This is a genomic window from Mycobacterium sp. TKK-01-0059 (assembly GCF_000709305.1).
GTDB classification, from domain to species: domain Bacteria; phylum Actinomycetota; class Actinomycetes; order Mycobacteriales; family Mycobacteriaceae; genus Mycobacterium; species Mycobacterium intracellulare.
Genome location: NZ_KL446993.1, coordinates 2,516,765 through 2,536,358 on the forward strand (window position 1 = coordinate 2,516,765; position 19,594 = coordinate 2,536,358).

Annotated in this window: 17 protein-coding genes and 1 pseudogene; 8 read left to right on the forward strand and 10 right to left on the reverse strand. The window is 68.4% G+C overall.

Features of this window, described 5'->3' with window-relative positions; translation table 11 throughout:
• Window positions 1-82 precede the first annotated feature (82 nt).
• The 4 genes and pseudogenes from K883_RS12205 to K883_RS12220 all read right to left on the reverse strand — a co-directional run.
• A pseudogene (locus tag K883_RS12205) lies at window positions 83-817 on the reverse strand (DUF427 domain-containing protein); the annotation flags it as partial.
• A gap of 54 nt (window positions 818-871) precedes the next feature.
• The gene (locus K883_RS12210) at window positions 872-1,918 is read right to left on the reverse strand and encodes a zinc-binding dehydrogenase (RefSeq protein WP_036454594.1); all 1,047 of its coding nucleotides are present in this window, start codon (window positions 1,916-1,918) and stop codon (window positions 872-874) included.
• 115 nt (window positions 1,919-2,033) lie between these two features.
• Window positions 2,034-3,419, reverse strand: coding sequence for a TetR/AcrR family transcriptional regulator (locus K883_RS12215; protein WP_036454595.1), 1,386 nt, complete (start codon window positions 3,417-3,419; stop codon window positions 2,034-2,036).
• 97 nt (window positions 3,420-3,516) lie between these two features.
• Window positions 3,517-4,386: an alpha/beta fold hydrolase gene (locus K883_RS12220; RefSeq protein ID WP_036454597.1), complete on the reverse strand. Its 870-nt coding sequence runs from the start codon at window positions 4,384-4,386 to the stop codon at window positions 3,517-3,519.
• A 234-nt stretch (window positions 4,387-4,620) separates the two neighbouring features.
• On the opposite strand from K883_RS12220, the gene K883_RS12225 reads away from it, so the two are divergent.
• A complete protein-coding gene (locus K883_RS12225; protein ID WP_036454599.1) occupies window positions 4,621-6,324 on the forward strand; it encodes an MOSC and FAD-binding oxidoreductase domain-containing protein in 1,704 nt (567 codons plus the stop codon).
• Between the two features lie 22 nt (window positions 6,325-6,346).
• On the opposite strand, the gene K883_RS12230 is transcribed toward K883_RS12225, so the two are convergent.
• Window positions 6,347-7,144 carry a family 1 encapsulin nanocompartment shell protein gene (locus K883_RS12230; RefSeq protein WP_009951922.1) on the reverse strand — a complete coding sequence of 266 codons (798 nt, stop codon included), beginning with the start codon at window positions 7,142-7,144 and terminating at the stop codon, window positions 6,347-6,349.
• A complete protein-coding gene (locus tag K883_RS12235; protein WP_020821570.1) occupies window positions 7,141-8,154 on the reverse strand; it encodes a Dyp-type peroxidase in 1,014 nt (337 codons plus the stop codon). The genes K883_RS12230 and K883_RS12235 overlap by 4 nt, the downstream gene beginning before the upstream one ends.
• Before the next feature lie 280 nt (window positions 8,155-8,434).
• Here K883_RS12235 and K883_RS12240 point away from each other — a divergent pair, with 280 nt between their 5' ends.
• Window positions 8,435-9,745: a M18 family aminopeptidase gene (locus K883_RS12240; protein WP_104150639.1), complete on the forward strand. Its 1,311-nt coding sequence runs from the start codon at window positions 8,435-8,437 to the stop codon at window positions 9,743-9,745.
• A 4-nt stretch (window positions 9,746-9,749) separates the two neighbouring features.
• Here K883_RS12240 and K883_RS12245 read toward each other — a convergent pair whose 3' ends face one another.
• Complete coding sequence (locus K883_RS12245; RefSeq protein ID WP_014710911.1) at window positions 9,750-10,364, reverse strand: TetR/AcrR family transcriptional regulator; 615 nt, start codon at window positions 10,362-10,364, stop codon at window positions 9,750-9,752.
• Between the two features lie 151 nt (window positions 10,365-10,515).
• Between K883_RS12245 and K883_RS12250 the strand changes: the two genes are divergently transcribed.
• Complete coding sequence (locus K883_RS12250; RefSeq protein WP_014710912.1) at window positions 10,516-11,589, forward strand: phosphotransferase; 1,074 nt, start codon at window positions 10,516-10,518, stop codon at window positions 11,587-11,589.
• On the opposite strand, the gene K883_RS12255 is transcribed toward K883_RS12250, so the two are convergent.
• Entirely contained in the window at window positions 11,586-11,807 is a 222-nt protein-coding gene (locus tag K883_RS12255; RefSeq protein ID WP_008263898.1) for a hypothetical protein, read from the reverse strand. The two genes, K883_RS12250 and K883_RS12255, sit on opposite strands and share 4 nt — an antisense overlap.
• A 102-nt stretch (window positions 11,808-11,909) precedes the next feature.
• Between K883_RS12255 and purL the strand changes: the two genes are divergently transcribed.
• Together purL and K883_RS12265 are read left to right on the forward strand one after the other, a co-directional pair.
• On the forward strand, window positions 11,910-14,243 hold the full coding sequence (gene purL, locus K883_RS12260) for a phosphoribosylformylglycinamidine synthase subunit PurL (RefSeq protein ID WP_085976424.1): 2,334 nt from the start codon (window positions 11,910-11,912) through the stop codon (window positions 14,241-14,243).
• A gap of 19 nt (window positions 14,244-14,262) precedes the next feature.
• Entirely contained in the window at window positions 14,263-14,901 is a 639-nt protein-coding gene (locus K883_RS12265; RefSeq protein WP_179945063.1) for an Rv0804 family intramembrane glutamic endopeptidase, read from the forward strand.
• Here K883_RS12265 and K883_RS12270 read toward each other — a convergent pair.
• Window positions 14,891-16,105, reverse strand: coding sequence for an MCE family protein (locus K883_RS12270; protein WP_036454602.1), 1,215 nt, complete (start codon window positions 16,103-16,105; stop codon window positions 14,891-14,893). The two genes, K883_RS12265 and K883_RS12270, sit on opposite strands and share 11 nt — an antisense overlap.
• Before the next feature lie 19 nt (window positions 16,106-16,124).
• Between K883_RS12270 and K883_RS12275 the strand changes: the two genes are divergently transcribed.
• From K883_RS12275 to purM, 3 genes are all read left to right on the forward strand, one after another.
• A complete protein-coding gene (locus K883_RS12275) occupies window positions 16,125-16,514 on the forward strand; it encodes a sterol carrier family protein (RefSeq protein WP_014710916.1) in 390 nt (129 codons plus the stop codon).
• Window positions 16,515-16,651: 137 nt separating this feature from the next.
• Window positions 16,652-18,178, forward strand: coding sequence for an amidophosphoribosyltransferase (gene purF / locus K883_RS12280; protein WP_008263903.1), 1,527 nt, complete (start codon window positions 16,652-16,654; stop codon window positions 18,176-18,178).
• Window positions 18,179-18,244: 66 nt separating this feature from the next.
• Entirely contained in the window at window positions 18,245-19,339 is a 1,095-nt protein-coding gene (purM, locus tag K883_RS12285) for a phosphoribosylformylglycinamidine cyclo-ligase (protein WP_008263904.1), read from the forward strand.
• Window positions 19,340-19,406: 67 nt separating this feature from the next.
• Here the strand turns inward: purM and K883_RS12290 are convergent, their stop codons facing one another.
• Entirely contained in the window at window positions 19,407-19,592 is a 186-nt protein-coding gene (locus tag K883_RS12290; RefSeq protein ID WP_008263905.1) for a DUF3073 domain-containing protein, read from the reverse strand.
• Window positions 19,593-19,594: the final 2 nt, after the last annotated feature.

The following is a 19,594-nucleotide window of genomic DNA, read 5'->3' on the forward strand; positions in this document are numbered from 1 at the left end:
CGTGCGGGATGACGGTTTGGCCTGGTTCCAGCCGAAGTTGCTTGCCGTCGAGGTACACATCGATTTTGTCCGGTTCGAAGGACACCAGGTTGCGGACGCGCGACACCTCGGTCCACGCATCGACGTAAGACCACGCCGCGTGCTGGTGGCCGCCGATGTCATAGTACGAGCAGATTCCTTTGTATGGGCAAAAGGTTTGGATAGCAACGGGTTTGAGGGCGGACTCGTCGATATCGTCGCGCTCGACGTACCATCTGGGCGCGAAGCCGGATTCATACAGGGCCACGGGTCGGCGAGTCTCGGCGATCACGCGCTCGCCGTCACGGACGACGAGATGCCGTGCCGTGGAACGGATGTCGATGCGGTGGTAAGCGTCCGCGGCGTGCCCGACGATCCGTTCCTCTTCTTCATAGAAGGCATCCATGGCGCGCCACGCAAAAGCCACCCGGCCCTGCAGGACAGTCGCATGCGCGGGCAGACCGGTATGTTCCCAGGCGCTGTGGGCGGCCTCGCGCCCCGGTGCCTTGACGGTGAACCACTGCGTGTCGCCGAGGTCGCGGTGCTGCGTCACCCGATCCTCGGCGGTCAACGTTCCCGCTTCGATATCCCCTGACGGAAAGTAGGCCACCGGGTAGCGGCCGGGCTCGTGTAACAGAAGCACGTCCTCGCTGTCGGCGATCCACCGTTCCGCGAAGCGCACCCGCATCCGGCGGCGCAACGGTTCGGCAAAGAGCAGCCGCGACGGCATCGGCTGCTCGGTGAGGAAGTGCCCTATCGACCCGGTTGCCAGCGGGCCCTGCTGCCATGCCAGTCCCATGTGGACACCTTCCTTTCCCGAATCCCCTGCGTGCCACGGTGTTTCGACGACACATCACTCCATCACGACGACCATCTTGCCGCCGGCCTCCCCGGCCTCCATCAGACGGTGCGCCTCATGGATCTGGTCGAAGGAGAAGACCCGAGACGGTTTCGCTTCCAGCGTGCCGTCGGCGACCTGCCCCGCGATGTCCCCCAGCGGTACGTCGGACAGCGGGAAGCCCGGCGTGCCGAACACGAAGCTGCCGAAGAAGTTCCAGTTCACACCGGATGCCATGCGCAACAGCGGGTTGAAATCCCCGATGGGCTCCAGCCCGCCCAGCCAACCGGCCAGGCAGGCCGTGCCGCCGCGGCGCAGCATGTCCAGGGAGTCGAGGATGGTGCTGTTGCCGACGAGATCGAGGACGGCGTCGATCCGGCCGCTCTCGGGAAGGTGGCCTGCCAGGTCGCGCCGCTCCAGCTCGATGCGCGACGCGCCCAGTTGCTCGAGCATCGCGAAGCGTCCCCTGCTGCGCGCGGTCGCGATGACTCGTGCGCCGGCGGCCACCGCCATCTTGAGTGCGGCCTGCCCCAGGGACGACGTGGCCCCGCGTAACACCAGTGTCTGCCCGGCTTTGAGATCCAGATTGCGGAAGAGGCATGTCCAGGCCACCGCGAACGTTTCGGGCAATGCCGCCAACGCTGCCCACGACAGCTCGGAGTCGATGAGGGCGACGTTGGCCGCGCGCACGCGCGTGTATTGCGCATAGCTGCCGTTGATGGTTCGGCCGAGGCCACCCATCAGCGCGGCCACCTTGGCGCCGACCGGGAACTCACCGCCCGGGCACGAGTCCACGATGCCGACGCATTCGATGCCGCTCACCTCCGCGGCCTCGGCCCACTCGCCCCGACGCATGTGCATCTCGGCGTGGTTGATCCCGAAGCCCTTCACCGCGATGACGACTTCGCCGTCTTTCGGCAGCGGCTTGGGGAGGTCGTCGTAAACCAGGTTGTCCAGCCCGCCGAATCCCTTCAGGATGATCGCCCGCATGGTTTCCCCGCCGGGGCGCTCGCGCACGACGGCCGGTGCGGTGGGCAGCTCTGGTGAATCCGTGACGGACATGGACTGCCTCTTTCGACATCGTTGGCAGCGCGAGACGCCGGTGCCTGCCGCACAATAATGGGCCAACTGACCCAGTATTATGTTCGAACCTTTCCGCCATGTCCAGGGCGGGCGGTCAGGAGTTGCGCTGACCGCGAGGCGCGCGGGGTCCGCCCTTGCGCGGCGAAACCGCGAACGAACGCACGTAGTCGACGGCGGCGGTGACGGCGGCCCGCAGCGGCTGCGGATCGCCGGTGGCGTGCGTGAGCAGTGCGCCACCCTGGTGCGCGGCAACCAGTGGCACCGCCAGGTGGCGAGGATCGGCGTCGGGGCGCAGGTCGCCACGGTCACACATCGCCTGCAGGCCCGTGCGAAACAGTTCGATCCATTGGTCGTATCCGGCGGCCAGGTCGTCGTGGATTTCGTCGTCGGCCTCGATCAGCTCGCCCGCCAAGGACCCATAGACGCAGCCTCCGACCCGGTACACCGGATCGATGTCGGAGACGCAGGCATCGGCCCACGCCTGCAGCGCATCGAGGCTGTCGAGCGCGGCGAACTTCGCTTGAGTGTGGAAGTCCCGCACATTGTTTCGGCGTACGTCGACGACGTGCCGGGTCAGGTCGCGCTTGTTGTGGAAGTAGTGGGAGATCTGGGATCCGCCGACTTCGGCGGCGCGCCGCACCTGGTCGATGCTGGTGTTGGCGACGCCGCGCTCGAACATCAGCCGGGCCGCGGCCTCGATGATGCGCGCACGGGTCGCCAGACCCTTGTGGGTGTACCGCGGCGAGGGATGTTCCGTCACCTGGTGGCCTTGGGCGCGGACGGATCCGCCGGCTTTGCGCGGGCGGCGGCTCCGCGACCGGCGCGGGGGCCGCCGCGGAACCCGTTCGGCACTATCGGTGGCGAACATTCGCAAGTAGTTCACCGCGAAACGAATCGCATCGGCGTGCGGCCATTCCTCTTGGTAGGTGAAGGCCAAAATTCCGCCTCCTTGATGCGCGGTGATGATCACCAACGCCAGCTGCCGCGGGTCGGCATCCGCAACCAGCAGCCCGTCGTCTTTCATCCGCTGGATTGCCTTCTCCACCAAATCGATCCACCGGCGGTAGCCGGCCGCCAACGCGTCGCGCGTGGCATCGTCCGACTTCGCGAGCTGGCCGGCCAGCGCGTGATAGGTGGGGGTGCCGACGTATCCGATGCGCCGCAGGTAGCGCATGTTCATCTCGATCCATTTTTCGAAGTCGTCGAACGTACTCAGGCCTCGAAGCGTGGGTTGGCGGTGAAAGTCCAAGACGACGCCGATTTGGCGTCGGATCACCGCGCGAATCAGCGCGCCCTTGTCGGCGAAGTAGTGGGCGAGCTGCGAGCCGCTGACCGAGGCGGCGCGCCGCACGTTCTCCATGTTGGCCGCGGACAGGCCGTCGGTGACGATCAACTGCGCCGCCGCTTGCACGATTCGGTCGCGGGTGGCACGCCCCTTGGCGGTCAACCGTTGTTCGTCACGAACATCGGGATGGGCCATCGCGTCAGGCTAACCCGTGGGTGCCCCCGTTTATGGGATCTCCAACCCAGACGGCGGGATCGTCGCGGTCGGTTGCCGCGCGCCCGGCGGCCGGGCATCACGCCCCGAGCTGCGCGGCAAGGAAGTTCCGGATCAGGGGAATGACGTCATCGAGCGCGGACTCCAACAGAAAGTGCCCGCCGTCGAGCAGGTGGATCTCGGCGTCGGGCAGGTCGTCGGCGAAGGCCTCGGCCCCGGCCGGTCCGAAAATTTCGTCGCCGCGACCCCAGACCGCCAGCAACGGCACCCGGCTGGCCCGGAAGTATTCGTGTAAGCGCGGATACAGGGGCGCGTTGGTGGCATAGTCGCGAAACAGCTTGAGCTGCACCAAGTCATTGCCGGGCCGGGAGAGCAGCGCGTAGTCGTGATGCCACGACTCGGGATCGACCAGGGTCTCGTCGGCCACGCCGGTCACGTACTGCCACCGGGTGGCGTCCAGCGTGAGGAACTGGCGCACCGGGGCCTCGGTGTCCGCGGTGGGCTCACGCTGGTAGGCCTGTACGACCTTCCAGAAGCTCTCGACGAATCCCGCGTCATACCCGTTGCCGTTCTGGGTGATGATCGCGGTGATCGCCGACGGGTCGCGCAGCGCCAGCCGCCAGCCGATCGGCGCGCCGTAGTCCTGGACGTACATGGCGTACCTGTCGACGCCGAGGGTTCGCAGCAGGCCCGCCGTGAGGTCGGTCAGCGCGTCGAAGGTGTAGTCGAACTCCTCGACGGGCGGCGCGTCGGACAGCCCGAATCCGAGATGGTCCGGCGCGATGACGTGGTAGCGGTCCGCCAGGGCCGGTATCAGACCGCGAAACATGTAGGAGCTGGTGGGAAACCCGTGCAGCAACAGCGCCGTGGGAGCCCTCGGGTCGCCGGCTTCCCGGTAGAAGAGTCGGTGGCCGTCGACCGTGGCGTATAGATGATGAACAGCCGGCATGACATTCCTCCTCAGCCAACGCTTTTCGCACGCGAGCGCCGCGACCGCGTTCGGTAGACATCGACAGACCAGCTCGACGTATTTTTGGGTTGTATGACCCAGTATGCACCAAACCGGACCCGGGCAACAGCCCGTGCGGCCGATGTGTTGCCGTGCGGATCGCGCTGCCATATTCTGGGCCAACCATCCCAGTTGGGTGACTGGTGCCATGGCGAGCTGGTTCGAGGTGACACGGTGGGCAAGCTTGTTTCGGTGAACGTGGGTATGCCCAAGAACGTCCGATGGCGAGACAAAACGGTCTACACCGGCATCTGGAAGACCCCGGTGCAGGGGCCGGTCATGGTGCGTCGACTCAACGTCGACGGCGACGGGCAGGGTGATCTCGCCGGCCATGGCGGGGAACAACGGGCCGTGATGGTGTACCAGAGCGAGTCCTACGACTTCTGGAAGACGTACCTGGGCCGCACCGACCTGCGGCCCGGGCATTTCGGCGAAAACTTCACCGTCACCGGGCTCGCCGACAACGAGGTGTGCATCGGTGACCGTTATCGCATCGGCGACGCCGAATTCGAGGTCACGCAACCGCGAGTCACGTGCTTTCGGGTCGGTCTTCGCCTCGACGAGCCCGACATGCCCAATCTGCTTGTCTCCCAGCACCGTCCGGGTTTCTACTTCCGGGTCATCACCGAAGGCCGGGTGCGGGCCGGGGACGACATCGTGCGGACCCGCCGCGGCCGCCACCGGCTCAGCGTCGCCGAGGTCGACGCGTTGCTCTACCTGCCGGACCGCAACGTCGAGCGGCTGCGCGAGGCCGTCGATGTTCCGGGGCTGAGCCCGGGATGGCAGCAGTCTTTTCGCGACATGCTGGCCGCACCCGATGGTGCGGCCGCCTCGCCTATCCCGGTCGAGCCCGGATGGAAGGGATTCCGAAACCTACGGGTCATCGAGACGCGTCGGGAGAGCCCGCAAGTGCTCTCGATTCGGCTGCAGGCCGACGACTCCGACCCGCTGCCGCCCGCGCTACCGGGTCAGTACCTCACGGTGAAGATTCCCGGGGCCGGTGAGCCGGCGCCGTTGCGCAGCTATTCCCTGTCGGGCGACCCGTCGGCCGGGTACTACCGCATCAGCGTCAAGCGGGAGGATCACGGATTGGTCAGCGGCTGGCTGCACACCCACCTCCGGCCGGGGATGGTGATCACGGCGGCCGCCCCGCGCGGCGACTTCTGCCTCACCGAGGACCGGCGCCCCGTCGTGCTCTTTTCCGCCGGAATCGGGGCGACGCCGGTGCTGGCGATGTTGCATGCACTCGCGGGGGCGGGCAGCGAGCGAGACATCTGGTGGGTGCACGCCGCTCGCAATCGCCAAACCCAGCCCTTTGCCGCGGAAGTCGCAACGCTGATCGAGTCGTTGCCTCACGCCCGTCAGCAGGTTTTTTACTCCGAAACGCAGGGACGCCTGAACCGCGATGCCATCGCGGGATTGGGATTGCCGACCGATGGCGTCGTTTACCTCTGCGGGCCAACGCAATTCATGGCGGACGTCCGCGAATACCTGGTCGGCATCGGATTCGACCCCGCGTTGATCCACAGCGAACTATTTGGTGCGCTGCCCGCGATCAACCCCGGCGTCGTCGAAACGGGACCGCACAGGCCGCCCCATCAGCCCGCCGGGCCGCCGGGCACGGGGCCGTCGATCACGTTCGCGCGCAGCGGGTTGACGGCCCACTGGTCGCCGGACTACGGCAGCATCCTCGGGCTCGCCGAAGCCTGCGATGTGCCCACCCGCTTCTCCTGCCGGAGCGGCGTCTGTCATGTGTGCGTCACCGGGGTCGTCGCCGGGACGACCACCTACGTCCAGCGGCCGCTGGAGCCACCGGCCGACGGGTCGGTGTTAATCTGCTCGGCTGCTCCCGAAACCGATGTGGTGCTGGACCTTTAGCGACAGAGCGAGGGGTGTGTTGCTACGCGGTCAGCGGGACGGACGCCTCCGCGGTGTAGCACAGGAAGGTGAGCGTCTCCTGCAGATACAGCTGCACGGTGTCCGCGTCGTGGCTGGTGTAGCCGATCGTGACGTCGGTCCCGAGCTGCAGGTCGAAATCGCCGCCGCGGGTGGTCAGCACGAAGGCACCGTCGATGGCCGGGGCCCAGATGATGTCTCCGGGAACCAGCCGGTCGATGTGTTCGAGGATCGGGTATCCATGCTGGGTCGTCTCGCTGACCTTCGTGTAGACGTCGGCGGACAGCAGCACCGAGTACGGGCCGTCGACGCCGGCCAGGCGGAGCTCGGAGATCGCCTGGGTGATGACGTCGGGAATCTCGCTGGGGTCCGCCGGCAGCGTCAGCGTCTTGTTGGAGCTGGCGGAACGGATGCCCTCGATCGACGCGGCGGCGTAGCCCTCGAAGATCGCCCGGTCTTCCACGAACGCGAGCTTCTTCGCCGCCGCCTTGACCGGGTCCCAGTCGGAGTCGTTGGCGCCGCGCTCGACGTTGTCGATCTCGTAGCGCGACAGGGTGAACGGAACGCGAAGCCGTACAAGCGGTTTACTCTCACGCAGGTGCGCCTCCACGCCCTCGGTGGGTGAGGCCACGTTGGCCAGCCGTCCGGTGCTGACCGCGGCGGCGACGGGACCGCCGGGCTCGCTGACGTCGACGACCCGGCGCCCGGCGATGTGGCGCTTGAATGTCCGGGTCGCCTCCAATTCGATTTCTTTCCAGGCGGCTTCGGTGACCGGTGCCAGGTCGCGGTAGAGGTTGTTCATGAAGTGGTTCCTTTCAGGCTGCCGATCGAAAGTGAGCCGTCCTGTGCAACAGACGTTTCCGCCGCCGCCGGCGTTGCGGGCAGGGGTGGGGGATCATCGAGAAAGTCGACGGTGGGGGAGAAGAACAACCCGCCGGTGATGGCGGTGGAGAAGTCGAGGATGCGGTCGGTGTTGCCGGGCGGGTCGCCGAGGAACATGTTGCGCAGCATCCGTTCGGTGACTCGAGGTGTGCGCGAATAGCCGATGAAGTACGTGCCGTACTCGCCCTTGCCGAGCTCGCCGAATGGCATGTTGTGCCGGACGATTTTCAGTTCGGTGCCGTCGTCGTCGGTGATGACGTTGAGGGCGATGTGGGAGTCATCCGGCTTGACGTCGTCGTCGAGTTCGATGTCCTCGAGCTTGGTGCGGCCGATCACTCGCTCCTGCTCGGTGACCGAGATCGCGTTCCACGCGGACATGTCGTGCACGTATTTCTGGACGTGCACGTAGCAGGAGCCGGCGAAGTCGGGGTCCTCGTCGCCGATCGCGGTGGCGCTGACGGCAAGTGGGCCGTCCGGGTTCTCGGTGCCGTCGACGAACCCGAGCAGGTCGCGGTTGTCGAAATACCGGAAGCCGTGCACCTCGTCGACGACGCTGACCGCGCCGGCCATCGATTTCAAGATCCGGTCGGCCAGTTCGAAACAGACGTCCAGACTCTCGGCCCGGATGTGGAACAACAGGTCCCCGGGCGTGGCGGGAGCGTTGTGACGCGGGCCGTTCAGTTCGATGAACCGATGCAGTTCGGCGGGACGCGGCCCGGAAAACAAGCGGTCCCAGGCGTCCGAGCCGATCGAGGCGATCGCCGACAACCGCTTCTGCGGCTCGCGGAAACCGATCGCGCGCACCAGTCCGGATACGTCCTGCAGCGCGTCGTGGACGGTTGCCTCTCCACCGTCGTCGATGGTCACCACGAGGAAGATCGCCGCGGGCGTCAGCGGCGCGAGGATGGGTTGCGGCTGGACGGGGGGCACTCTGGTGACCCTAGCGTGGCGACGGTGAGCGCCGGAAGCGGCGCGAGCAAGGAGCGCGCAATGGACCCCCCGCGTGGCGACGGTGAGCGCCGGAAGCGGCGCGAGCAAGGAGCGCGCAATGGACCCCCGCGTGGCGACGGTGAGCGCCGGAAGCGGCGCGAGCAAGGAGCGCGCAATGGACCCCCGCGTGGCGACGGTGAGCGCCGGAAGCGGCGCGAGCAAGGAGCGCGCAATCGACCCTAGCGGGAACGCCGCGGGCTCGGACAGCCATGATGTCAACATGTCCGGCGGGCCTCGAAACCAGACGAAGTCCTCGGCGAGCGCACAAGGACTCTGCGAGTTCATCGACGCGTCGCCGTCGCCGTTTCACGTCTGCGCCACGGTGGCCGCCCGGCTGATCGCCGCCGGGTACACCGAACTGAGCGAGGCCGAACGCTGGCCGTCGGTGCCCGGGCGCTACTTCACGGTGCGGGCGGGCTCGCTGGTCGCCTGGAATTCGGCGGGAGCCGATGGGCCGTTCCGGGTCGTCGCAGCGCACACCGACAGCCCCAACCTCAGGGTCAAGCAGCATCCCGATCGGGTGGTCGCCGGCTGGCGGGTGGTGGCGCTCGAGCCGTACGGGGGCGCGTGGCTCAACTCCTGGCTGGACCGCGATCTGGGAATCAGCGGGCGCCTGTCGGTGCGGGCGAAGGGTCAAAGCACCGGGATCGCGCACCGCCTGATCCGGATCGACGAGCCGATCCTTCGCGTGCCGCAGCTGGCCATCCACCTGGCCGAGGATCGCAAGTCGCTGACGCTGGACCCGCAGCGACACCTCAACGCGGTGTGGGGCGTCGGCGAGACGGCGCGGTCCTTCGTCGATTACGTCGCCGAGCGCGCCGAACTGGCGCCCACCGACGTGCTGGCCGCCGACCTGATGACGCACGACCTGACTCCCTCGACGGTGATCGGTGCCTCGGACGACGGAACCGCGGACCTGCTGAGCGCGCCCCGGCTGGACAACCAGGCCAGCTGCTACGCGGGACTGGAAGCGCTGCTGGCATGGGAGCAGGGCGCGGGCTACCTGCCGGTGTTGGTGCTCTTCGATCACGAGGAGGTCGGCTCGTCCTCGGACCACGGCGCGCAATCGGACTTGTTGGGCACCGTCCTGGAACGAATTGTGCTGGCGGCGGGCGGCACCCGGGAGGACTACCTGCGCCGGCTGCCCGCGTCGCTGCTGGCCTCCGCGGACATGGCGCATGCCACCCACCCCAATTACCCGGAGCGGCACGAGCCCGGCCACCCGATCGCGGTCAACGCGGGGCCGGTGCTCAAGGTGCACCCGAACCTGCGCTACGCCACCGACGGCCGCACCGCCGCGGCCTTCGCGCTGGCCTGTCAGCAGGCCGGGGTGCCGTTGCAGCGCTACGAGCACCGGGCCGACCTGCCGTGCGGATCGACGATCGGGCCGTTGACCTCCGCGCGCACCGGCATCCCCACCGTCGACGTCGGCGCCGCGCAGTTGGCGATGCACTCCGCGCGCGAGCTGATGGGCGCGCACGACGTGGCCGCCTACTCGGCGGCGATGCACGCGTTCTTGTCGCCGGCCTGACGGCCTACTCGGGCTTGGTCGCGGCCGCGCCGTGCAGGACCGCGTCGAGCAGCCCATCGAAAGTTCGCGGTCCCTCCGCGGCGAAATCGGTTGCGCCCCCGTGGGTTAACGCGCGAAACAGCATGGTGCCGATCAGCGCCTCGGCGATCGCGTCGAGGTCGGCGGCGGCGCTCAGTTCCTCGTCCCGGACGGCCCGGCGCAGTCGCGTCGTCAACCCGTCCAGCTGGGGCGCGCTGAGCTGCTGGTAGAGATCGTCGCCGTCGGCCGGGCGGGCGGCCGCCGCGGCGATGAGCGCCCGCACCAAGGCGGCGTTCGCCGGCTGCGCCAGGAAGTCGGCGTGCTCGCGCAGCCACGCCTGTAGGTCGGCGCGCAGGTCCCCGGTCTCGGCGACGGGAAATGACCCGGTTCCGCCGTACGCCTCCAGGACGGCCTCGGCGACGAGCGGGGCTTTCGATGGCCAGCGCCGGTAGAGGGTCTTCTTCCCCACGCCGGCGCGCGCCGCGACGCTTTCCATCGACAACTCGGCGTAGCCGCCGGTGGTCAGGAGTTCGCGGGTGGCATCGAGGATCGCGTGATGCAGCCGGGTGTCACGGGGCCGGCCGGCCCGCTCGTCTGACATGTGGGCCGAGCCTAAGTGCGCCCGGTTGCGGCGGCGAACCGATTCGGGACTGGCGGGCGGGCGTGCGCTCGGGTTACCTTCACCGGGACAAGTGTAGGAAACGATACGTGTCGTTTCTATGCTCGGCGGTCCGTGACGAAGGAGTCCACCCATGAATGCCCCCGCGTTGTCGGTGCCCACGACCTGGGATGACATCTCGCCGCAGTGGATGTCTGCGGCGCTGGCCGCCGCGCATCCCGGCGTCGAGGTGGACACCGTCACCGTGGAGGTTCGCGACGACGGCACCAACCGGCGCGCCCGCCTCGGGGTGACCTACCGCAACGGCAGCGGACCGGCGTCGGTGTTCGTCAAGGCCGCCGACCCCGACCACAAGGAACTGATCCGCATGACCAGCGGCATGTTTCACGAGCCGCGGCTGTTCACCTGCGGGGTCGACCTGCCCCTCGAGCACCCGCGCGTCTACACCGCGTTGATCGACGAGGCCGCCTACGACTTCGTGATGGTCATGGAAGACCTCACCGCGCGGGGCGCCGATCCCCGCGACGCCACCAGGCCGATGACCGTTGAGCAGGTCGCCACCGGCGTGCGCGGCCTGGCCCGCATGCACGGACGGTACTGGGGCCAACGGGTTCTGACCGAGCCGGCGCTGGAGTGGCTCGAGCCGTTCCTGCCCTGGGACGGCATGGAAATGGCGCCGTTGCCGGCCGCGCTGGAGCGCCTCGGCCCGGACGCCCCCGAGCAGGTGACCTCGCTGACCATCGACGCGCTGATCGAATCGATCTGGAAGCCCTACATCAGAACGCTGACCGCGTCGCCGCAGACCCTGCTGCACGGCGATCCGCACATCGGCAACACCTACCTGCTGCCCAGCGATGAGGTGGGGTTCCTCGACTGGCAGGTGGCCCGGCGCGGCAACTGGTCACTCGACCTGGGCTACTTCCTGCAGGGCGCCCTGACCGTCGAGGATCGCCGCCGCAGCGAGCGCGATCTCCTCGAGGAGTACCGCGGCGCGCTCGGCCTGCCGAAAGCGGAGATGCCGAGCCCCGACGAGGTCTGGTTGCGGTACCGGGCCTCGGTGGCGCACGGGCTGACCCTCTGGTTGTGCACCGCCAGCGCCGGGGAGCTCTGGCAGCGCCCCGACATCGCGCTCGCGCTGGCCCAACGGTATTCGTTCGCCTACGCCGACCTGGATACGGCCGCGGCGCTGGCAGAGATCGCCGGCTAGAGGCGCTTGGCCAGCAGCTGTTCCGCCATCTCGGCGCCCTTGCGGCTGTCTGATTGCGCCTTGCGGAACAACTCGGCCACGTCCTTGTCCCCGGCGCGCTCGGCGTCCTGGATGTAGGTCTCTAACCGCAACGCGTTGTCGAGGCACTTCTCGGTGTACCAAATCAGGTTGTAGTTCTTGTCTTTGGTGCCGGTGATGTGTCCGGTTTCGACTGTCATTTCGTACTCCGGTTGATTGCTCTTCGGACACTGTGCGGCTACCCGCCGACTACAGGTGCAAACGTTCGTCGCGCCCGGTAGGGCGGCGAGAGCGCCTTGCCGATGTCCAGCCCTAGACTGTGTCCCGTGACTGTCTCCGGGACGAGTGCGCGCACCCACGCGATCGACACCGTCGAGCACGCCGCCTCCACCCCCGACGAGCCGCAGCCGTTCGGCGAGCTGGGCCTCAAAGACGACGAATACCAGCGCATTCGCGAGATCCTGGGGCGTCGCCCCACCGAAACCGAACTGGCGATGTACTCGGTGATGTGGAGCGAGCACTGCTCGTACAAGTCGTCCAAGGTGCACCTGCGCTACTTCGGCGAGACCACCACCGACGAGATGCGCGCCGGCATGCTGGCCGGGATCGGCGAGAACGCGGGCGTCGTCGACATCGGCGACGGCTGGGCGGTCACCTTCAAGGTGGAATCGCACAACCATCCCTCCTACGTCGAGCCGTACCAGGGCGCGGCCACCGGTGTCGGCGGCATCGTCCGCGACATCATGGCGATGGGCGCGCGGCCCGTCGCGGTGATGGACCAGCTTCGGTTCGGCGCGGCCGACGCGCCGGACACCCGCCGCGTGGTCGACGGCGTGGTCCGCGGCATCGGGGGCTACGGCAACTCGTTGGGTCTGCCCAACATCGGCGGTGAGACCGTCTTCGACGCGTGCTACGCCGGCAACCCGTTGGTGAACGCCATGTGCGTCGGTGTGTTGCGGCAGGAGGACCTGCATCTGGCGTTCGCCTCGGGCGCCGGCAACAAGATCATCCTGTTTGGCGCGCGCACCGGGCTGGACGGCATCGGCGGGGTATCGGTGCTGGCGTCGGACACCTTCAGCGCTGATGGGGGGGCCGAGAACTCGCGCAAGAAACTGCCGTCGGTCCAGGTGGGCGACCCGTTCATGGAGAAGGTGCTCATCGAGTGCTGTCTCGAGCTGTACGCCGGGCAACTGGTGGTCGGCATACAGGACTTGGGTGGTGCCGGATTATCCTGTGCCACTTCGGAATTAGCGTCGGCTGGCGACGGTGGCATGGCGATCCAGCTCGAGAACGTGCCGCTGCGCACCACCGGCATGACGCCCGCGGAGATCCTGTGCAGCGAGTCCCAGGAGCGGATGTGTGCGGTGGTCACCCCGGAGAACGTCGACGCCTTCCTGGCGGTATGCCGCAAGTGGGACGTGCTGGCCACCGTGATCGGCGAGGTGACCGACGGCGACCGGCTGCGGATCACCTGGCACGGTCGGACCGTCGTCGACGTGCCGCCGCGCACGGTCGCCCACGAGGGCCCCGTCTACCAGCGTCCGGTCGCTCGCCCCGACACCCAGGACGCCCTGAACGCCGACGCCTCGACGCGGCTGCCGCGGCCCGCCACCGGCGACGAGCTGCGCGCGACTTTGCTTGCCCTGCTGGGCAGTCCGCATCTGTGCAGCCGCGCGTTCATCACCGAGCAGTACGACCGGTACGTGCGGGGCAACACCGTGCTGGCCGAGCGCGCCGATGGTGGCATGCTCCGCGTCGACGAGGTCACCGGCCGCGGTATCGCGCTGTCGACCGACGCGTCCGGCCGCTACACCAAGCTGGATCCCTACGCCGGCGCCCAACTCGCCCTGGCCGAGGCCTACCGCAACGTCTCCGTCACCGGCGCCACCCCGGTCGCGGTGACCAACTGCCTCAACTTCGGGTCGCCCGAAGACCCCGGCGTGATGTGGCAGTTCTCCCAGGCGGTGCGGGGCCTGGCCGAAGGCTGTGCGGCCCTGGGGATTCCGGTCACCGGTGGCAACGTCAGCTTCTACAACCAGACCGGGTCGACGGCGATCCTGCCCACCCCGGTGGTCGGGGTCCTCGGCGTCATCGACGACGTCGGTCGCCGCATCCCCACCGGCTTGGGCACCGAGCCGGGCGAAACGCTGATGCTGCTGGGCGATACGCGCGACGAGTTCGACGGATCGGTGTGGGCGCAGGTGACCGCCGATCACCTGGGTGGGTTACCGCCCAAGGTCGACCTGGACCGCGAAAGGCTGCTGGCCGAGGTGTTGCGCTCGGCGTCGCGCGACGGCCTGGTGTCCGCGGCGCACGACCTGTCCGAAGGCGGCCTCGCCCAAGCCGTCGTCGAGGCCGCCCTGGCCGGTGAAACCGGTTGTCGCATCGTGCTTCCCGAGGGTGCCGATCCGTTCGTGCAGTTGTTCTCCGAGTCGGCGGGCCGCGTGCTGGTGGCGGTGCCGCGCACCGAGGAGAGCCGGTTCCGTTCGATGTGCGAGGCGCGTGGCCTGCCGGCGGTGCGCATCGGCGTCGTCGACCAGGCCTCCGACGAGGTGGAGGTCCAGGGACTGTTCACGGTTTCCCTCGCCGAACTGCGCGAGACCTCCGAGTCGGTGCTGCCGCGCCTCTTCGGATGAGCGCCGGCATCGAATCCTGATGCCTGCCAGGCGTTCTCGTCAAGCCTACGCCCTGTCTTTGGCCGCCGCCCTGGTCGGTTGGAGCTTCGCCGGCCCGCGGCTGCCGGCCCGGTGGCGGATGGCGTTGCAGGCCGGCCTGGGCGGCGCGCTGGTGCTGGTGACGCGGGCCCCGCTGGGCCTGGGGCCGCCACGGTTGTGGGCCGGCCTGCGGCTGGGGTCGGCGGTCGCCTTCTCGGCGGCGAGCACGGTGGCCGCGACCACCCGCCTGCCACCGGTGCGCCAATCGATGGCCGTCCGGGAACCGCCCGCCTCCGCGCCGGACTGGCTGCTGGTGCGGATACCCGTGGGCACGGTCTGGTCCGAGGAATCCGCCTTCCGCGGGGCGCTGGCCACCGCCGGCTCCGCGGCGTTCGGCAGACGCGGCGGAAGGGTGCTGCAAGCCATCGCTTTCGGCCTCTCGCACATCCCCGATGCCCGCGCGACCGGTGAACCCGTGGCGGCCACCGTGCTGGTCACCGGCCTCGGCGGCTGGCTGTTCGGTTGGCTGGCCGATCGCACCGGCAGCCTCGCCGCACCGATGCTGGCCCACCTTGCCATCAACGAGGCCGGCGCCATCGCGGTGTTGGCCGCGAGGTCTCGGGGCGCCGTCAGGGGTTGATGGTGTAGTCACCCAGTTGGCGGCCCCACACGAAGTCGACCGCGAGGGGTGAACCGACCTCGAAGTGGTTGTAGGGAGCCATGCTCGCGCCGGTGTCCATGACCAGGAACGGGGCGGGCCACAGTTCTCGCGTGATCTTCTGCCAGCACCCCGGTCGCCCGCCCGGTCCGCCCCGGGCGTTGGTCCGGGGCAGGTTCTCCGGCCAGATGTACGGATTGGGTGCACCGGCGATAGCGCCCGAGGCGTGGGCGCCCAGCGAGTACCCGTTGTCGCCCAGCGCGTTGTGGACCCGGGGCGCGACCTCGTCGAAATTGCGGATGGTGCAATAGATTTCGGGGCTGTACTCGTCGAGCAGCTGGCTGCTTCCCACCAAATCCGCGGCACCGCGCGCGAAGTACGGCCCCGCGCGACCGAGAACATCCGCGCCGGCGTTGCCCAATCCCGCGGCCGCCAGCAGCGCCTGATCCAGATCGCGTTGCTGGCGATTGAGCGTGCGCGCGGCGGTCACCGCGTGGTCCAGCGCGTCCCATAGGTCGGGGGAGGCGTGCGCATAAGTGTCGCCGAGGGCCGCCAGCTGCGCTATGTCGGTGCGCAGCGCCGGCATCCGGGGGTTCACGTCGTCGAGGATGGCGTTGCCGTCGATCAGCGACCGGCCGAGGTTCTCACCCAACCCGGTCAACGCCTGCGCGGCCGCGCTGAGCGTCAGGTTCACTTTAACCGGATCGACCTTCTCGGCGATCGAGGTGACCGTTTCGAACAGGGTGTTGAACTCGGTTGTCACCGAAGTCGCGTCGATCACGATGGATGGCGTGATCGAATGCGCCGCAGGGTGATTCGGCGCGCTGAGCGCAACGTACTTGTTGCCGAACACCGTGGTCGCTTTGATGTCGGCGGCGACATTGGCCGGAATCCGCTTGACGTACTTCGGGGTGATGTCCAGCACCACTTTCGCGGCCGGCTTGCCGCGATGGGTGACCTCCGAAAGGCTCGACACGCGGCCGATCTGGACCCCGTTGTAGGTGACCTTGGACCCGGGGTCCATCACCAGCCCCGCCCGCGGGGCCACCATCGTCAATTGCGTATTGGGCGTGAGGTCGCCCCGGAACTGCCCATACAGCAGCAACACGATCAGCGCCATGACCACGATCGTCACCAGGCCGACGGTCTTGTACGGTGGCCGCGCCCGCAAGCGACGGGGCTCCATGATTTTGAGACCCTAGGGTATGGCGCCGCGCGACAAGGCCGATCCGGCCAAGACCCGGCAGGCCGTGTTGGCCGTGGCGCAATGGTTGGCTGACGAAACCACCCCGGCACCGAGCCGTGACGAATTGGCGGCGGCCGTGCGGCTCACCGCCCGCACCCTGGCCGCGGAGGCGCCGGGACGAAGCGTGGAGCTGCGGATCCCGCCGTTCGCGGCGGTGCAATGCGTCGCCGGACCCACGCACACCCGCGGCACCCCGCCGAACGTGGTGGAGACCGATCCGCGGACCTGGCTGCTCCTAGTCACCGGCAAGTTGTCGTTCGCCGAGGCGAAGGGCGCCGGTACGCTGCGACTTTCCGGCTCCCGTGCCGGTGAGATTGACCACTGCCTGCCGTTGTTCGATGTGGGCTGAATGCAACCCTGAACTGCACCTTTAGGGTCCGGTGCGGGTATTTCGTCGCTCAACACGCCTGGTGGATTCGGCGGCTCGGCGCCGGTGCCCGTAGACTCCCTAGCGTCACCAACCGTTCCCCGGGGAGCCGCCCAATCGTGACCGCCCAAGAGCCCGACGAGGACTTCAACGCACCCCGTGAGGAATGCGGCGTATTCGGGGTCTGGGCCCCGGGCGAGGACGTCGCCAAACTCACCTATTACGGCTTGTACGCGCTGCAGCATCGCGGGCAGGAAGCCGCCGGTATCGCCGTCGCCGACGGATCGCAGGTGCTGGTCTTCAAGGACTTGGGTTTGGTCAGCCAGGTGTTCGACGAGCAGACGCTGGGCGCCATGCCGGGCCACGTCGCCATCGGGCACTGCCGGTACTCCACCACCGGCGACACCACCTGGGAAAACGCCCAGCCGGTGTTCCGCAACACCGCGGCCGGCACCGGGGTTGCGTTGGGGCACAACGGGAACCTGGTCAACACCGCCGAGCTCGCCGCCCGCGCCCGCGACGAGGGCCTGATCGCCAAACGCGCCCCGGCCCCGGCGACGACGGACTCCGACATCCTGGGCGCGCTGCTGGCCCACGGCGCCGCCGACTCCACGTTGGAACAGGCCGCGCTGGATCTGCTGCCGACCGTGCGCGGCGCGTTCTGTTTGACCTTCATGGACGAGAACACCCTGTACGCGTGCCGCGATCCGCATGGGGTGCGGCCCCTTTCGCTCGGACGGCTGGACCGCGGCTGGGTGGTGGCCTCCGAAACGGCCGCGCTCGACATCGTCGGCGCCTCGTTCGTCCGCGACATCGAGCCGGGTGAATTGCTGGCGATCGACGCCGACGGCGTCCGCTCCACACGTTTCGCCAACCCCACCCCCAAGGGCTGCGTCTTCGAGTACGTCTACCTGGCGCGACCCGACAGCACGATCGCCGGCCGGTCCGTGCACGCGACCCGGGTGGAGATCGGCCGCCGGCTGGCCCGTGAACGCCCCGTGGAGGCCGACCTGGTGATCGGCGTGCCCGAGTCGGGCACCCCCGCCGCGGTCGGCTACGCGCAGGAGTCGGGCATCCCCTACGGCCAGGGGCTGATGAAGAACGCCTACGTCGGGCGCACCTTCATCCAGCCGTCCCAGACCATCCGCCAGCTCGGCATCCGGCTGAAGCTCAACCCGCTTCGCGAGGTGATCCGCGGCAAGCGGCTCATCGTCGTCGACGACTCCATCGTGCGCGGCAACACCCAGCGCGCCCTGTTGCGGATGCTGCGCGAGGCCGGTGCCGTCGAGGTGCACGTGCGCATCGCGTCGCCCCCGGTCAAGTGGCCCTGCTTCTACGGCATCGACTTCCCGTCGCCGGCCGAATTGATCGCCAACGCGGTCGAAGACAAAAAGGAGATGCTCGAGGCGGTGCGACACGCCATCGGTGCCGACTCGTTGGGCTATATCTCGCTGCGCGGCCTGGTCGCGGCCTCCGAACAGCCGGCCTCGCGGTTGTGCACCGCCTGCTTCGACGGCCAATATCCGATCGAGCTGCCCGAGGAGACCGCGCTGGGCAAGAACGTCATCGAGCACATGCTCGCCAACGCCGCGCGCGGTGCCGGGCTCGACGATCTCGCGGCCGGCGAAGTGCCGGTGGTGCACTGACTCGGTTGCGCTCCTTCGCCGACGTTTGATACCGGCGGTCAGCGCCGCCCGGTAGCCTTTATCGCGATGACGGATCCCGGAAAGAGCCCCGCGCGCCACTCAGGCAGTCAGGGCATCACCTACGCGTCGGCCGGGGTGGATATTGAAGCCGGCGATCGCGCCGTCGAACTATTCAAGCCGCTGGCGACGAAGGCCACGCGACCCGAGGTGCGGGGCGGCTTGGGCGGATTCGCCGGCTTGTTCGCGTTACGCGGCGACTACCGCGAGCCGTTGCTCGCGGCCTCCACCGATGGCGTCGGAACCAAGCTGGCGGTCGCCCAGGCGATGGACAAGCACGACACCGTCGGGCTGGACCTGGTGGCGATGGTGGTCGACGACCTCGTGGTGTGCGGCGCGGAGCCGCTGTTCCTGCAGGACTACATCGCCGTCGGCCGCACGGTGCCGGAACGGTTGAGCGCCATCGTCAGTGGCATCGCCGAAGGGTGCGTGCGGGCAGGCTGCGCCTTGCTCGGTGGCGAGACGGCCGAACACCCCGGCCTGATGGAACCGGACCACTACGACATCTCGGCCACTGGCATCGGTGTCGTCGAGGCCGACGACGTGCTGGGGCCCGATCGGGTCAAACCCGGCGACGTCATCATCGCGATGGGATCGTCGGGCCTGCACTCCAACGGGTATTCGCTGGCCCGCACGGTCCTCCTCGAGATCGACCGGATGAACCTGGAAGGCTACGTCGAGGAGTTCGGCCGCACCCTGGGCGAAGAGCTGCTGGAGCCCACGCGCATCTACGCCAAGGACTGTCTCGCGCTGTGCGCCGAAACCCACGTCCGCACCTTCTGCCACGTCACCGGCGGTGGACTCGCCGGAAACCTGGCGCGCGTCATCCCACACGGGCTGGTCGCCGAAATGGACCGCGGCACCTGGACGCCCGCGCCGGTGTTCGCCATGATCGCCCAGCGCGGCCGGGTGACACGCGAAGAGATGGAGAAGACGTTCAACATGGGCGTCGGCATGATCGCCGTCGTGGCTCCGGAAGACACCGACCGCGCGTTGGCCATCCTGACCGCCCGGCACCTGGATTGCTGGGTGTTGGGCACGGTCGGCAAAGGTGGAAAGGCGGGCCCGCGGGCCAAGCTCGTCGGTCAGCACCCGAGATTCTGAGGGCCCCGGACCTCAGCTGAACTGATGCGGCGCCGGTGCTCGAGGCATCGGCGCCGAGGCGTTGGTTCTAGCGCCGCCAGCTGTCCTGGTCGTCCCAGGATCCGTCGGCGCCGTCGGTGTCCAGTTCGGTGGGCTCGTCGGAGCCAGTCCCGGACAGCTCTTGCTGAAGCCGCTGGAAGTCGGTCTGCGGAGAACTGTATTTGAGTTCTCGAGCAACCTTGGTCTGCTTTGCCTTAGCCCGGCCGCGGCCCATGG

Bases quoted from the DNA above. Each gene is read 5' to 3' on its own strand.
- purL (WP_085976424.1), top strand. From the start codon at position 11,910: ATGTCCAGCCCTAGACTGTGTCCCGTGACTGTCTCCGGGACGAGTGCG.
- K883_RS12270 (WP_036454602.1), bottom strand. From the start codon at position 16,105: ATGGAGCCCCGTCGCTTGCGGGCGCGGCCACCGTACAAGACCGTCGGC.
- purM (WP_008263904.1), top strand. From the start codon at position 18,245: ATGACGGATCCCGGAAAGAGCCCCGCGCGCCACTCAGGCAGTCAGGGC.
- K883_RS12265 (WP_179945063.1), top strand. From the start codon at position 14,263: ATGCCTGCCAGGCGTTCTCGTCAAGCCTACGCCCTGTCTTTGGCCGCC.
- K883_RS12210 (WP_036454594.1), bottom strand. From the start codon at position 1,918: ATGTCCGTCACGGATTCACCAGAGCTGCCCACCGCACCGGCCGTCGTG.
- K883_RS12240 (WP_104150639.1), top strand. From the start codon at position 8,435: ATGTCCGGCGGGCCTCGAAACCAGACGAAGTCCTCGGCGAGCGCACAA.
- K883_RS12215 (WP_036454595.1), bottom strand. From the start codon at position 3,419: ATGGCCCATCCCGATGTTCGTGACGAACAACGGTTGACCGCCAAGGGG.
- K883_RS12290 (WP_008263905.1), bottom strand. From the start codon at position 19,592: ATGGGCCGCGGCCGGGCTAAGGCAAAGCAGACCAAGGTTGCTCGAGAA.
- K883_RS12245 (WP_014710911.1), bottom strand. From the start codon at position 10,364: ATGTCAGACGAGCGGGCCGGCCGGCCCCGTGACACCCGGCTGCATCAC.
- K883_RS12255 (WP_008263898.1), bottom strand. From the start codon at position 11,807: ATGACAGTCGAAACCGGACACATCACCGGCACCAAAGACAAGAACTAC.
- K883_RS12275 (WP_014710916.1), top strand. From the start codon at position 16,125: ATGGCGCCGCGCGACAAGGCCGATCCGGCCAAGACCCGGCAGGCCGTG.
- K883_RS12220 (WP_036454597.1), bottom strand. From the start codon at position 4,386: ATGCCGGCTGTTCATCATCTATACGCCACGGTCGACGGCCACCGACTC.
- K883_RS12230 (WP_009951922.1), bottom strand. From the start codon at position 7,144: ATGAACAACCTCTACCGCGACCTGGCACCGGTCACCGAAGCCGCCTGG.
- K883_RS12250 (WP_014710912.1), top strand. From the start codon at position 10,516: ATGAATGCCCCCGCGTTGTCGGTGCCCACGACCTGGGATGACATCTCG.